The organism is Catellatospora sp. NPDC049609 (assembly GCF_040675365.1).
GTDB lineage: Bacteria > Actinomycetota > Actinomycetes > Mycobacteriales > Micromonosporaceae > Catellatospora.
In genome coordinates, this window is the sequence record NZ_JBFAOU010000214.1 from 1 (window position 1) to 12,551 (window position 12,551).

The window sequence follows — 12,551 nt, forward strand, 5'->3', positions numbered from 1 at the left end:
GTGCCGCTGGAGCACGAGCTGCTGCGCCGCGAACGGGCCGGGCAGCCCGGCATCGAGCGCTCCGATCCCGAAACGAGTGAGCCGCGGCACGACACCCTCCGGCGCGGCCCGAGCGGCCGGGCCGCAATCCGGTTGCCCGTGCGGCCGGCGGCCGCCTACGGTGCGGGCGTGCAGATGGAGAACAGGGGCCGGCGATGAGCGGACGGCTGCGCGAGGTCGCGCGGCAGACCGTCGCGATCGCCGAGGCGGGCGCCTACCGGACCCCGGACGGCAAGGCCGTCGAGATCGGAGCCGCGGTACGCGCCGCGGTGGCGGGCACCCGGCACCACGAGCCGCAGGAGGCGCTCACGCCGCTGGGCGAGCGGGTGGCGCAGCCGGTGGTCGAGGTGACCCGCGAGTCCACCCTGGTCGCCGCGCGGCGCGCCGGGCCGGGGGCGGCGTGCCTGGTGTTCGCCTCGGCGAAGAACCCGGGCGGCGGCTTCCTCGGCGGCGCGCAGGCGCAGGAGGAGAGCATCGCCCGCGCGTCCGCGCTCTACCCGGCGCTGCTGACCGCGCCGGACTTCTACGCCTACCACCGGGCGCAGCGCGACCTGCGCTACAGCGACCGGGTGATCTACTCACCCGGGGTGCCGGTGTTCCGCGACGACAAGGGCGACCTGCTCGACGAGCCCTATCTGACCTCGTTCCTGACCGCGGCCGCGCCCAACCTCGGCGCGATCGTGCAGAACCAGCCCGAGCATGCCGCCGACGTGCCCGCGGTGCTGCTGCGCCGGGCGGCCCGGGTGCTGGCGGTCGCGGCCGCGCACGGCCACCGGACGCTGGTCCTCGGGGCGTGGGGCTGCGGCGTGTTCCGCAACGACCCGGCCGTCGTCGCCGACGCCTTCGCCGGGGCGCTGCGGACGGTCGACCACTTCGAACGCGTCGTGTTCGCGGTGTACGACAAGCTGCCGAACACCCCGGTGCACGCCGCCTTCGCCCGCCGCTTCGCCGCCTGAAGATCACCCGACTTGCCAGGCACCTGTGCGTATCTTGAGCGCGCGTGTGCCCATGTGCCAGGCAAGTCCGGCGATCATGGACGGGCCTGAGGGCGCGTGCGCCCGTTCGGCCGGGCGAGTCCGGTGGTCGGGGGTGGGGCGGTCAGAGGGCGGCGGCGGCGCGCAGGCCCAGGCGCGGGGAGGCGAGCACCGGGATGGCGGTCGCGCCGCGTTCGGCGGCGGGGGCCATCGAGGCCTGGGCCAGCACGATCACGTCGGCGTCGGTGACCGCGGCCAGCGCGGCGCCGACCCGGTCCAGGTAGCCGTCCAGGTCGCCGGCCTCGAAGCGGTCCCACGCCCCGCCGATCACCTGCGCCGACACCTCGACGGTGCGGCCCAGCCGGGCGGCCTCCTGCTCGATCAGCGCCGTGGTGGGGGCGAGCGTCGTGGCGAGCGCGGCCAGCACCGTGATCCGCGTACCGGCGGCCACCGCGGCGGCGGCCATGGGCCGGTCCACCCGCAGCACCGGCACGCCCGCCGCGGCGGCAGCGTCCTCGGCGAGCGCGCCGATGGTGGAGCAGGTGCACAGCACCGCGCGGGCGCCGGCCTCGACGGCCAGCTGGACCTGCTGCGCGACCTGGTCCGCGACCGCGGGGACGCCGTGGCGGCGCGCCTCGTCGAGCAGGTGCTCGGCGACGATGTGGTACAGCGTGAGCGTGGGCGCCACCTCGCCGCGCAGGCGGTCGAAGGTGAGCACGTGGGCCTGCGAGGTGTGCAGGAGAGCCAGCATCGTCGTCTTTTCCGGGCACGTATCGGTCATCGGGGGCGGGTCACGCTAACACCGGCGGTTCGCCGCGGCCGCCCCGCGAGATCGCGATCACATCCGGCTTTACAAACCGTACGTACGTACTGTTAAAGTAGCCGCGTGCTGAGACGACTCCTCCCCGAACCCGGTCCCCTTCGCGTGCTCACCGCGGTGACCCTGGTCAACACCGTCGGCAAGGGACTGTGGGTGACCGCGAGCGCGCTCTACCTGACCCAGGTCGTCGGGCTGTCGGCGGGGGAGTTCGGCCTCGGCCTCACCGCCGCGTCGCTGGTCTGCCTGGTCGCCAGCACGCCCATGGGCTACCTCGCCGACCGGCGCGGCCCGCGCGGCGTCCAGATCGTCTCGTACGCGCTGATGGCCCTGCTCACCGCCGCGATGCTGCTGGTGGACTCGTTCGCCGCGTTCGTCGCGCTGTCGGCGGTCACGGCGCTGGTCGACGCGGCGCAGCGGGGTGCGCGCGGCGCGCTGATCGCCGGCGCGCTGCCCGCCGAGCGCCGCGTGCACGGCCGGGCCTACCTGCGGGCCACGACCAACGTCGGCATCTCGATCGGCGCCGCGCTGGCGGGCCTGGCCATCGCCGCCGACTCGCCCACGGCGTACCGGCTGATGATCGTCGGCAACGCGGTCAGCTACCTGGCCGTGGCGCTCATCGCCGTCCGGCTGCCCGCCCTGCCGCCGGTGCCCGCCACCGCGGGGCCGCGGCTGGTGGCCCTGCGCGACCGGCCGTACCTGGCCTTCGTGGCGCTGGACGGCCTGCTGTCGATGCACTTCGACCTGCTCACCGTGGTGCTGCCATTGTGGATCGTGGCACGGACCGACGCCCCGCACTGGCTCATCGCGGTGCTGCTGCTGATCAACACCACCATGGTGGTGCTGCTGCAGGTGCGCGCCGCCCGCGGCACCGAGCAGGTCGAGGGCGCGGCGCGCGTGGCCCGCTCCGCCGGGCTGTTCGTCGCCGCGGCCTGCCTGCTCTTCGCGGCCAGCGCCGGGGTGCCCGGCTGGGCCGCGGCCGTGCTGCTGATCCTCGGCGCGCTGGTGCACGTGGTCGGTGAGCTGCGCCAGTCGGCGGCAGGCTGGGGCATCTCGTTCGGGCTCGCGCCCGACGGCGCCCAGGGGCAGTACCAGGCCGCGTACTCCATGGGCGCGCAGCTCGGCCGCATGCTCGCCCCGGCGGTCCTGGTCTGGCTCGCCCTCGAACACGGCCTGGTCGGCTGGCTCACCATGGCGGTCGTCTTCACCGCGGTGGCCGCCGCCCTGCCCGCCACCGTCTCGTGGGCCCGCCGCACCGCCCGCCCGCTGCCCGCCTGACTCCGGCCGCCCGCTGAGCGCCTCGCTGTCGGTTATTGCACTCGACAGGTCTTGCGGGCACATGCTAGTTTTTTCTTGCAGGTGAAAGACGAAGCTGGGAGGTCCGATGGAGACGTCGCTCAGCGGCGACGAGCTGGCGCGGATCCTGGCGACGCTGGCCAACCCGCACCGCATGCGGGTCATCGCGGCCCTGGCGAGCGGGCGCAACTACGTCAGCGCGCTGGCCCGCGAGCTGGGCATCAGCCGCCCGCTGCTGCAACTGCACCTGGCCAGGCTGGAAGCGGCAGGTCTGGTCACCGCTGCGTTCGAGCTGTCGGCCGACGGCAAGGCGATGAAGTACTACGACACGGTGCCCTTCGCCGTGACGCTCACCCCGCAGAGCATCGCGCTCGCCGCGCGCTCGCTCACCATCGAGGACGGAGAGAAGACCCCATGAGTTCGTACACGATGAGCATGGGCATCATCTGGACGGCCGGCATGCTGGTGCTGGCCGTCGCCGGGATGTTCCTGTGGCACCGCCGGGAGAACGTGCGGGCCAAGGCCGTGTTCTCCGGCGAGCACAAGCAGCTGGCCGCCGTGTCCGCCCAGCTCGCCGACCTGCAGGCGCGGGTCGCGAAGATCGAGAAGGTGCTGGCCTCGGTCGACTGATACCGGCGGCGCCGCGCCGGGCCATCCCATGGGACGTGCGGGCCCGGCTCCGGCCGGGTGCCCGCCACCCCCGGCACGCCCGAGCAGTCCGCTGTCCCGGCCCGGGCCCCGCCTAGGCTGAGTGCCATGACGTTCCAGCTTCCGGACGCGGTCGCCGCGCTCAGCCGCACCCCCGACGTGCTCGACGCCCTGCTGGGCGACCTCGGCGACGGCTGGGCCAGGCACCGGCCGGCCGAGGGGGAGTGGAGCGCGCACGAGGTGGTCGCCCACTTCATCCACGGCGAGCGGACCGACTGGATCCCCCGGGCCCGCATCATCCTCGAACACGGCCCCGAGCGGCCGTTCACGCCGTTCGAGCACGGCCACGAGGCGATCGCCGAGGGCCGCACCACCGCCGAGCTGCTCGACCTGTTCCGCACCCTGCGCGCGGAGAACCTGGCCGCGCTGCGCGGCTTCGGCCTCACCGACGCCGACCTGGCCCGCGAGGGCACCCACCCGGCCTTCGGCCCGGTCACCATGGGCCAGCTGCTGGCGACGTGGACCACCCACGACCACGTGCACCTGGGCCAGATCACCCAGGCCCTGGCCACCCGCTACACCGCCGCCGTCGGCCCCTGGCACGCCTACCTCTGGGAGTGACGCCTGCTCCAGGCCGGCCTGCCCGGGAGTCGCGCGATCCACTCCCGCCCCGAGCCGCTCTGCGCGTCGCGTCGCGTGGCACCCCGTTTTGCATGACGTTGGCCTATCACATCGAGTTCGATCTCGATTCAGTCGATGTGATAGGCCAACGTCCATATGAGGGACGAACGTTGCGACCAGGCGGTCAGGCCTGGGCGGGGGCGGTGTCGGGGTCGGTGGCGGTGCTGTGGGCGCCGGTGTGGGTCGTGGTGGGGGCGGGGTGCTGGCTCGGCAGGTGGGCGTGGTCGGCGACGGACGTGCCCTTGGCCAGGCGGCGGCGGCTGATCCGGTTGATCAGCGGCTCGACGCCGCGGGCGAACAGCGGGCCGAGCACCGCCAGCATCAGCACGTACGCCGCGGCCAGCGGGCCGAGCTGCGGGTTGATGCCCGCCGCGACGGCCAGCCCGGCGATGACGATGTTGAACTCACCGCGCGGCAGCAGCGCGACCCCGGCCCGCAGCCGGCCGGCGACGCTGATGTGCGCCCGCTTGGCGGCCCACCAGCCGGTCGCCATCTTCGTCACGATGCCGGCCAGCGCCATCAGGATCGCGATACCGGCCACCGGCGGCAGCGCCCCCGGGTCGGTCTGCAGGCCGAAGAAGACGAAGAAGACGGCGGCGAACACGTCCCGCAGCGGGGTGAGCAGCTCCCGGGCGGTGTGCGCGAGCGGCCCGGACAGCGCGATGCCGACCAGGAACGCGCCCACGGCGGCGGAGACCTGCAGCTGCTGGGCGACGCCCGCGACCAGCACGGTCAGGCCGAGCACCTTGAGCAGCAGCACCTCGGAGCTGGGCGAGGCGACGAACTTCTCCACGTACCGGCCGAACTTGAGCGCGATGACGAGGATGACGGTGATGGTGAGGCCCGCGATGGCGAGCGTGGTCATGCCCGCGGCGAAGCTGACCCCGGCCAGCATCGCGGTGAGGATCGGCAGGTACATCGCCATCGTCAGGTCCTCGAAGACCAGCAGCGACAGCACGATCGGCACCTCGCGGTTGCCGAGCCAGTTCAGGTCCGCCAGCACCTTGGCGGTGATGCCGGACGAGGTGACGTACGTGATGCCGCCGAGCGCGACCGCGGCGACCGGACCCCAGCCCAGGATCAGCGCGACGGCCACGCCGGGCGCCGAGTTGAGCACGAGGTCGACCAGGCCGGCGGGCGCGTTGTGGCGCAGGGTGCCGACGAGCTCGGGTGCGGTGTACTCCAGGCCGAGGGTGAACAGCAGCAGGATGACGCCGATCTCGGCGCCGGTCGCGGCGAACTCCTCGGCCGCCCCGATGGGCAGCAGACCGCCCTTGCCGAAGGCGAGGCCGGCGAGCAGGTACAGGGGGATGGGCGAGATGCCGACCCGCAGCGACACCGCGCCGAGCAGGCCCAGGGCGAGGATGACCGCGCCGATTTCGATGAGGACGAGGGCTCCGTGCATACGCGTCAGCCGTTGTTGAGGATGTCGGTGACGGCGTCGGTGCCCTCGGCGGTGCCCACCGCGACGGCCAGGTCGCCGGGGTGGAACACGAAGTCGGGGCGGGGGCTGGCGAGGATCTCGCCGGCGCGGATGACCGCGACGATGGAGGCGCCGGTCCGCGTGCGGGCCTGCGTGTCGCCGAGGGTGCGCCCGTCGAACGGCGAGCCGGCGATGACGGGCACCTGCACCGTCAGCAGGCCGACGACCTGGCGGCGCAGGTCGGCCAGCCGCTCCACGATGCGGGAGGTGCCGAGCAGCTCGGCGACGCCGTTGGCCTCGTCGGTGTTGAGCGAGAGCGTGGCCACGGCGGTGTCGGGATCGTCTGGGTGGTAGATCACGATGTCCCGTCGTCCCGACACGTGCGACACGACTGCCGCGTGCTGGCCCTTGGCGGTCTGGAACTCGTGACGCAGCCCGATTCCCGGCAGCGCGGTGCGCTCGACGTCCAACGCACGTCCTCCTCGCGTGATCGTTTCCGGCAACCCTACCGAACCGGTAGGTAACTGGTCCAGTACGGGGACGGCCGTTACCGTGCCGCAGCGCCCGAATCCGCAGGCCAACGCCGGTAAACCTCAACCCGGCTTGACTCCGGTGCACCCGCTGCCCTGCTCGACCGCTTGAGGGCACGCGCCCCGACCCGCGCCCGCGCCCCGACCCGCGCCCGCACTGTGCGGCTGCGCCCGCCCCCGGACCCGCGCCCCGCGCCGAGCGCGGCCCGCCCGGGGCCCGGGATCGCGCCGCGGGCGCCGCGGGTCTTTCCTGGGGCCCGGTGCGGGCGATAGCGTGCGCGCCATGTCGACCTCTGTCACCCCCGTGGCCGCCGTGGGCGATGCCGCCGGTGCTCCCGACTTCGTCGCCGCTGCGCAGCGGATCGGCGGCGAGCTGGTCGCGCTGCGGCGCGAGGTGCACCGGTGGCCCGAGATCGGGCTGGACCTGCCGCGGACCCAGGCGACCGTGCTGCAGGCGCTGGCCGGGCTGCCGCTGGAGGTGTCGACGGGCACCTCGCTCAGCTCGGTGGTCGCGGTGCTGCGCGGCGGGCGGCCGGGTCCGGCGGTGCTGCTGCGCGGCGACATGGACGCGCTGCCGGTGACCGAGCTGACCGGCCTGGAGTACGCGTCCGAGGTCGCCGGGGCGATGCACGCCTGCGGGCACGACCTGCACGTGGCGATGCTGGTGGGCGCCGCGCGGCTGCTGTGCGGCGTCCGCGACGAGCTGCCCGGCAGCGTGATCTTCATGTTCCAGCCGGGCGAGGAGGGGCCGGGCGGCGCCGAGCCGATGATCGCCGAGGGGCTGCTGGCGGCGGCGGGCGTGCCGCTCGTGGCCGCGTACTGCCTGCACGTGCTGTCGGCGATCGAGCCGCACGGCCGGTTCACCACCCGGCGCGGGCCCATGCTGGCCGCCGCGGACACCCTGAAGGTGACGGTGCGCGGCGCGGGCGGCCACGGCTCCGCCCCGCAGTTCGCCCGCGACCCGATCCCCGCCGCCTGCGAGATGGTCACCGCGCTGCAGACGTTCGTCACCCGCAGCGTGGACATCTTCGACCCCGCCGTGATCACCGTCGGCAGCTTCCACGCCGGCACGGCGGAGAACGTCATCCCGGAGACCGCCGAGTTCGCCGCGACGCTGCGCTCGTTCTCCCCGGCGACCCGCGAGCGGGTGCGCCGCGGCGTGCTGGACGTCGTGCACGGCATCGCCGCCGCGCACGGCCTGACCGCCGACGCGGACTACGTGCCCGGCTACCCGGTGACCGTCAACGACGGCGACGAGGCCGAGTTCGCCGCACGCACCGCCGCCGAGCTGTTCGGCGAGGACCGGTTCTGCTGGATGCAGAACCCGGAGGCGGGCGCCGAGGACATGTCGTACGTCCTGGAGCAGGTCCCCGGGGCGTACCTCAACCTGGGCGCCTGCCCGCCGGAGCTGGACCCGCTGACGGCCCCGCTCAACCACGCGCCGCAGGCGCGCTACGACGACGCGGTGGTGCCCGACGGCGCGGCCCTGCTGGCGGCGCTCGCCTGGCGGCGACTGTCTCGTTAGGACGTCCGGATAGGAGCTTTTCATCAGCGGGCCGGGTCGTCGCACACGGGGTGCGACGCCTGACGTGTCTCATCGTGTTGAGTCCATCACGTCAGTCACCTTGCGTGGCGGTCATGGCACCGACAGGCGCGGACCGTCGCGTCGGCCTACACGGTGGGACAAGTGATGAGCTCACGGACCTCGAACCTGCGAGCGAAGATCTTCTTCTTGCTGGCGTCGCTGGCCGCGTTGTGGGCGTTCGCCGCGTTCGTGACGCTGCGCGAAGGCCTGAACCTGTTCTGGATCAGCACTCTGGACCAGGAGGTCGGCCGGCCCACCGACGCGCTCGTCGCGACGCTGCAGGCCGAACGCCGCGCCTCCGCGGTGGTGCTGGCGGGCCAGGACGGCCCGGCGCGCGCCGAGCTGCAGACCGCCCGCGCCGCCACCGACGCCGCGGCCGCGCGGTTCCGCGACTCGGTACGTGGCACCACCGCGAGCATGGCCGCCTCGGAGCCGGCCCAGCAGAACATCGCCGAGCTCACCCGGATGCTCGACGGGCTCGGCCCGGTGCGCGCCGACGTCGACCAGCGCAGCGGCGAGCGCGCGCAGGCCGTCGCCTACTACACCAAGACCATCGGCGTCGGATACCGCATCTTCGCGACCATCGCGAGCTTCGACGACAAGGCCATCAACGACCAGCTCCGCCACCTGCTGATCATGTCGCGGGGCCGGGAGCTGCTGTCGCAGGAGGACGCGCTGATGTCCGGCGTGCTCGCCGCGGGCCGCTTCACCGCCGCGGACGCCGCCGAGTTCGCGCAGCTCGTCGGCGCGCAGCGCAACATCCGCGCCACCGGTCTGGAAGGGCTGCCAGCCGCCGACCGGGCGATCTACGACCCGGTGCTGACCGGGCCGGCCATGACCCGGCTGCGGCAGGTCGAGGACCTGCTGGTCGAGCGCGCCCGGGCGGGCGAGGCGCCCCCGGTGGGCGGCGCCGAGTGGCGCTCGTCCTTCGACCCGGCGCTGACGGCCCTGGCGCAGCTCGACATCGACCTGGCCGAGGCGACCATCGTCCGGGCCCAGGGCCCGATCGTGCTGGTGATCGTGCGGCTGGTGCTGGCGGCCGGTCTCGGCCTCATCGCCGTCGTCGCCTCCGTCGTGCTGTCGATCACGACCGCCCGCGCCATCGTGCAGCAGCTCAGACGCCTGCGCGACGCCGCCGACGAGCTGGCCAACGTACGCCTGCCGCGCGTCGTGCAGCGGCTGCGAGCCGGTGAGGAGGTCGACGTCATCGCCGAGGCGCCGCCGCTGGCCGTCGGCCACGACGAGATCGGGCAGGTCGGGCAGGCGTTCAACGCCGCGCAGGAGACCGCGGTCCGGGCCGCCGTCGAGCAGGCCGAGCTGCGCCGCAGCGTACGCGACCTGTTCCTGAGCCTGGCCCGGCGCAGCCAGACCCTGGTCCACCGCCAGCTGGGCATGCTCGACGCGATGGAGCGCCGCACCACCGACGCCGCCGAGCTCGACGAGCTGTTCCGCATCGACCACCTGGCCACCCGCATGCGCCGCAACGCCGAGAACCTGATCGTGCTCGCCGGCGCCGTGCCCGGCCGGGGCTGGCGGCGCACCGTGCCGATGGTCGACGTGATCCGGGCCGCCGTCGCCGAGGTCGAGGAGTACCCGCGCGTCAACGTGCTGCCCAGCGAGACCGCCGGGCTGTCCGGGCACGCCGTCGGCGACGTGGTGCACCTGCTGGCCGAGCTGATGGAGAACGCGCTCGCCTTCTCCCCGCGGCACACCCTGGTCAACGTCGGCGGTTCCGAGGTGGGCGCCGGATACGTGATCGAGGTCGAGGACCACGGGCTGGGGATGACCTCGGCCGATCTGGACGAGGCCAACGCGCAGCTGCAGCAGCCCGCCGAGTTCCTGCTCACCAGCACCCCCCGGCTCGGCCTGTACGTGGTCGGGCGGCTGGCCGAGCGGCACGGCGTCAAAGTGCGGCTGCAGCCCTCGCCCGGCGGCGGCACCACCGCGGTCGTGCTCATCCCGTCCAGCCTGGTCGCCGACACCTGGCCCACGGTGTCCGGGCTGGACAGCGGGGAGCACCAGGTCATCGAGGCGTCGCCCGAACCGGGCGCCGACCACGACGTCCCGGCCGGCCGGGGCACCCACGACGGCCTGCCGGTGCGCACCCGGCCCGAGGGCTCCCCGTTCGAGCTGCCGCAGCGCAGATCCGCCGCGGACGCCGCGCCGCCCGTCCCCGCCCCGGCCGCCCTCGCCACGACCGGTGCCCCGGCCCCGGCCCCCGCGACCGCGGCACCCGCCACCGCCGCCGCGAACGGGATCCGGGTGAACGGATCGGCGCCGGCCCGGCTGGACGACGCCACCGCCGCGGTGCCCGGGCAGCGCACGCCGGTGGAGCGCACCGTCTACACCCCGTCGGGCCTGCCCGTCCGCAACCGCCCGGCGGCGCCCGCCGTGCCGCTCGCCGAGCGGCCCGACGAGACCGTCCCGGCCGCGCAGCCGCGCACCGAGGCGCTCGCGACGGCCCCGCGGCGTGCCCCCGACGCGGTCGAGGAGGGGCACGCGCTCGCCGCGGCCGACGACGCGCCCGGCGACCTGCGCGCCGCGTCGCAGGTGTACAGCCTCATCGCGGCCTACCAGCAGGGCAGCCGCCGCGGTCGGCTCGACGCCGAGCAGCTGACCGCCCCGGCGGCCGCCGAGCCTGCTGCCGCACCGACCGCTGCCGCACCGACCGCTGTCCCACCGGTTGCTGCCGCGCCTCCGGTCGCCACACCTGCCGCCGCGCTGTCCGCCGCCGATCAGCCGACCGGTGCGTACCCGGTCGTCGAGCTGCTGGTGAGCGACCCGGCCGCCGCGCCGCGACCGGCTCCCGCACCGTCCACGACCGCCGAGCCGGAGGCGGCCGCTGCCACGGCCGTCGAACCGCCGGCCGCACCGCAACCGGCCGGGCCCGCGTCCCTGACCGCGGCACAGGAAGCGGCGCAGGAAGCGGCGTTTTCGGTCGGCGTGCCACCGACCGCCGCCCAGGGTGCGGCGTCCCCGGTCGCCGCACCATCGACTGCGGCCCAGGGTGCGACAGCCCCGGTCACCGGGCCCGACGGCGCGGAGTGGCCGAGGCCTCGCCCCGAGGACCGGCCGCCGCTGCCACGACGGCCGAGCCCGCGCACATCGCCGCGAAACGAGGAGGGCAAAGGGGTATGAGCGTGGACCAGAAGACGAGAGCCTCGACCGATCTGGCCTGGCTCGCCGACGACTTCGTCGACCGGGTGGCACAGGCCCAGAAGGCCATCGTGCTGTCCGCCGACGGCCTGCTCATGGCCGCGTCGAGCAGCCTCAGCCGCGAGGACGCCGAGCATCTGGCCGCGGTGGCGGCCAGCTTGTTCGGCCTGGCCCGCGGTGCGGGGCGGCGGTTCGGCAAGGGCAAGGCGCGGCAGGCCGTCATCGAGATGGACGGCGGCTACCTGTTCGTCACCGCCGCGGGCAACGGTGCCTGCCTGGCCGTCGTCGCCGGCAAGGACGCCGACGCGGGCCTGGTGGCGTACGAGATGGCCATGCTCGTCGTGCGGGTGGGCCAGTATCTCACCGCGCCGGTCAGGGGCAGCGCGCCGTGAGTCCGGTGCCCGACAGGCAGCCCGACCAGGGCATGCTGTGGGTCGACGAGGAGGCGGGGCCGCTGATCCGCCCGTACGCGATGACGTCGGGGCGCACCCGGCCGCGCCACGCGGACCTCGACCTGATCGCGGTCGTCATGGCGAGCCGGCCGACGCTGCCCTCCGACGGCGGCCTCGGCACGGTGTACGCCGAGATCATGGCGCTGTGCCAGCGGCCGGTGTCCGTCGCGGAGATCGCGGCCGGCCTGCAGCTGCCCGCGGGGACCGTGCGGGTGCTGCTCAGCGACCTGCTGGAGCGCGAGCTCGTCCGGCGCCGCGTCCCGGTCAACGTCAACCACCTGCCCAGCCCGGACATCCTCAAGGCGGTCATCGATGGCATCCGAGCTCTCTGACGACGAGGGCGGCATCCCGGCCGCTTTCAAGATCCTCATTGCGGGCGGGTTCGGGGTCGGCAAGACCACGCTGGTCGGCGCGGTCAGCGAGATCGCGCCGCTGCTGACCGAGGAGTACCTGACCGACGAGAGCGTCGGCGTGGACGACACCGCCGGGGTGGAGGCCAAGAGCACCACCACGGTGGCGCTCGACTTCGGCCGCATCACCATCAGCGACGAGCTGGTGCTGTACCTGTTCGGCACGCCCGGCCAGGAGCGGTTCATGTTCGTGTGGGACGAGCTGGCGTACGGCGCCATCGGCGCGATCGTGCTGGCCGACACGCGGCGGCTGGAGGACGCGTTCAGCTCCATCGACTACTTCGAGCAGCGCGGCACGCCGTTCGTGGTGGCGGTCAACTGCTTCGAGGGCGCGCGGACGTACCTGCCGCAGGAGGTCGAGCAGGCGCTGAACCTCGATCCGCACGTGCCGGTGCGCATGTGCGACGCGCGGCACCGCGAGTCGGTCAAGACCGTGCTCATCACCCTGCTGGAGCAGGTGATGGCGCAGGGGGCGCGGGCCTAGGCCCGCCGGACACGGGGGTCCCGCCGCCCCGGGCGGTGCGTGCCCGGAGATCGGAA

The 12,551-nt window shown here is 74.3% G+C and carries 13 protein-coding genes and 1 pseudogene; 11 read left to right on the top strand and 3 right to left on the bottom strand.

What is annotated here, in order from left to right; translation table 11 throughout:
- Both AB0J67_RS35060 and AB0J67_RS35065 read left to right on the top strand, forming a co-directional pair.
- A partial coding sequence (locus AB0J67_RS35060; RefSeq protein WP_363489039.1) for a hypothetical protein occupies positions 1-198 on the top strand: 198 nt, incomplete at its 5' end.
- On the top strand, positions 195-995 hold the full coding sequence (locus AB0J67_RS35065) for a TIGR02452 family protein (protein WP_363489041.1): 801 nt from the start codon (positions 195-197) through the stop codon (positions 993-995). The genes AB0J67_RS35060 and AB0J67_RS35065, both read left to right, overlap by 4 nt.
- 142 nt (positions 996-1,137) lie before the next feature.
- Here the strand turns inward: AB0J67_RS35065 and AB0J67_RS35070 are convergent, their stop codons facing one another.
- The gene (locus AB0J67_RS35070) at positions 1,138-1,764 is read right to left on the bottom strand and encodes an aspartate/glutamate racemase family protein (RefSeq protein WP_363489043.1); all 627 of its coding nucleotides are present in this window, start codon (positions 1,762-1,764) and stop codon (positions 1,138-1,140) included.
- 135 nt (positions 1,765-1,899) lie between these two features.
- Here AB0J67_RS35070 and AB0J67_RS35075 point away from each other — a divergent pair, with 135 nt between their 5' ends.
- From AB0J67_RS35075 to AB0J67_RS35090, 4 genes are all read left to right on the top strand, one after another.
- Entirely contained in the window at positions 1,900-3,108 is a 1,209-nt protein-coding gene (locus tag AB0J67_RS35075; RefSeq protein WP_363489045.1) for an MFS transporter, read from the top strand.
- Between the two features lie 106 nt (positions 3,109-3,214).
- Positions 3,215-3,544: a helix-turn-helix domain-containing protein gene (locus AB0J67_RS35080; protein WP_363489047.1), complete on the top strand. Its 330-nt coding sequence runs from the start codon at positions 3,215-3,217 to the stop codon at positions 3,542-3,544.
- A complete protein-coding gene (locus AB0J67_RS35085; RefSeq protein ID WP_363489049.1) occupies positions 3,541-3,756 on the top strand; it encodes a hypothetical protein in 216 nt (71 codons plus the stop codon). Before AB0J67_RS35080 ends, AB0J67_RS35085 begins: the two co-directional genes overlap by 4 nt.
- A gap of 126 nt (positions 3,757-3,882) precedes the next feature.
- Positions 3,883-4,395, top strand: coding sequence for a DinB family protein (locus AB0J67_RS35090; RefSeq protein WP_363489051.1), 513 nt, complete (start codon positions 3,883-3,885; stop codon positions 4,393-4,395).
- Between the two features lie 349 nt (positions 4,396-4,744).
- Here AB0J67_RS35090 and AB0J67_RS35095 read toward each other — a convergent pair.
- Both AB0J67_RS35095 and AB0J67_RS35100 read right to left on the bottom strand, forming a co-directional pair.
- A pseudogene (locus AB0J67_RS35095) lies at positions 4,745-5,860 on the bottom strand (cation:proton antiporter); the annotation flags it as partial.
- Positions 5,861-5,865: 5 nt separating this feature from the next.
- Positions 5,866-6,348, bottom strand: coding sequence for a cation:proton antiporter regulatory subunit (locus AB0J67_RS35100; protein WP_363489053.1), 483 nt, complete (start codon positions 6,346-6,348; stop codon positions 5,866-5,868).
- A gap of 343 nt (positions 6,349-6,691) precedes the next feature.
- On the opposite strand from AB0J67_RS35100, the gene AB0J67_RS35105 reads away from it, so the two are divergent.
- The 5 genes from AB0J67_RS35105 (at position 6,692) to AB0J67_RS35125 (ending at position 12,495) form a co-directional block, all read left to right on the top strand.
- Positions 6,692-7,933 carry a M20 family metallopeptidase gene (locus AB0J67_RS35105; RefSeq protein WP_363489055.1) on the top strand — a complete coding sequence of 414 codons (1,242 nt, stop codon included), beginning with the start codon at positions 6,692-6,694 and terminating at the stop codon, positions 7,931-7,933.
- A 165-nt stretch (positions 7,934-8,098) separates the two neighbouring features.
- Complete coding sequence (locus tag AB0J67_RS35110) at positions 8,099-11,131, top strand: sensor histidine kinase (RefSeq protein WP_363489057.1); 3,033 nt, start codon at positions 8,099-8,101, stop codon at positions 11,129-11,131.
- Between the two features lie 2 nt (positions 11,132-11,133).
- Positions 11,134-11,541 (top strand): roadblock/LC7 domain-containing protein, encoded by a 408-nt coding sequence (locus AB0J67_RS35115; RefSeq protein ID WP_363489063.1) that lies wholly within the window; start codon positions 11,134-11,136, stop codon positions 11,539-11,541.
- Positions 11,542-11,546: 5 nt separating this feature from the next.
- Positions 11,547-11,933, top strand: a complete 387-nt coding sequence (locus tag AB0J67_RS35120; RefSeq protein ID WP_363489059.1) for a DUF742 domain-containing protein — start codon at positions 11,547-11,549, stop codon at positions 11,931-11,933.
- Positions 11,914-12,495: an ATP/GTP-binding protein gene (locus AB0J67_RS35125; RefSeq protein WP_363489061.1), complete on the top strand. Its 582-nt coding sequence runs from the start codon at positions 11,914-11,916 to the stop codon at positions 12,493-12,495. The genes AB0J67_RS35120 and AB0J67_RS35125 overlap by 20 nt, the downstream gene beginning before the upstream one ends.
- Positions 12,496-12,551 lie beyond the last annotated feature (56 nt).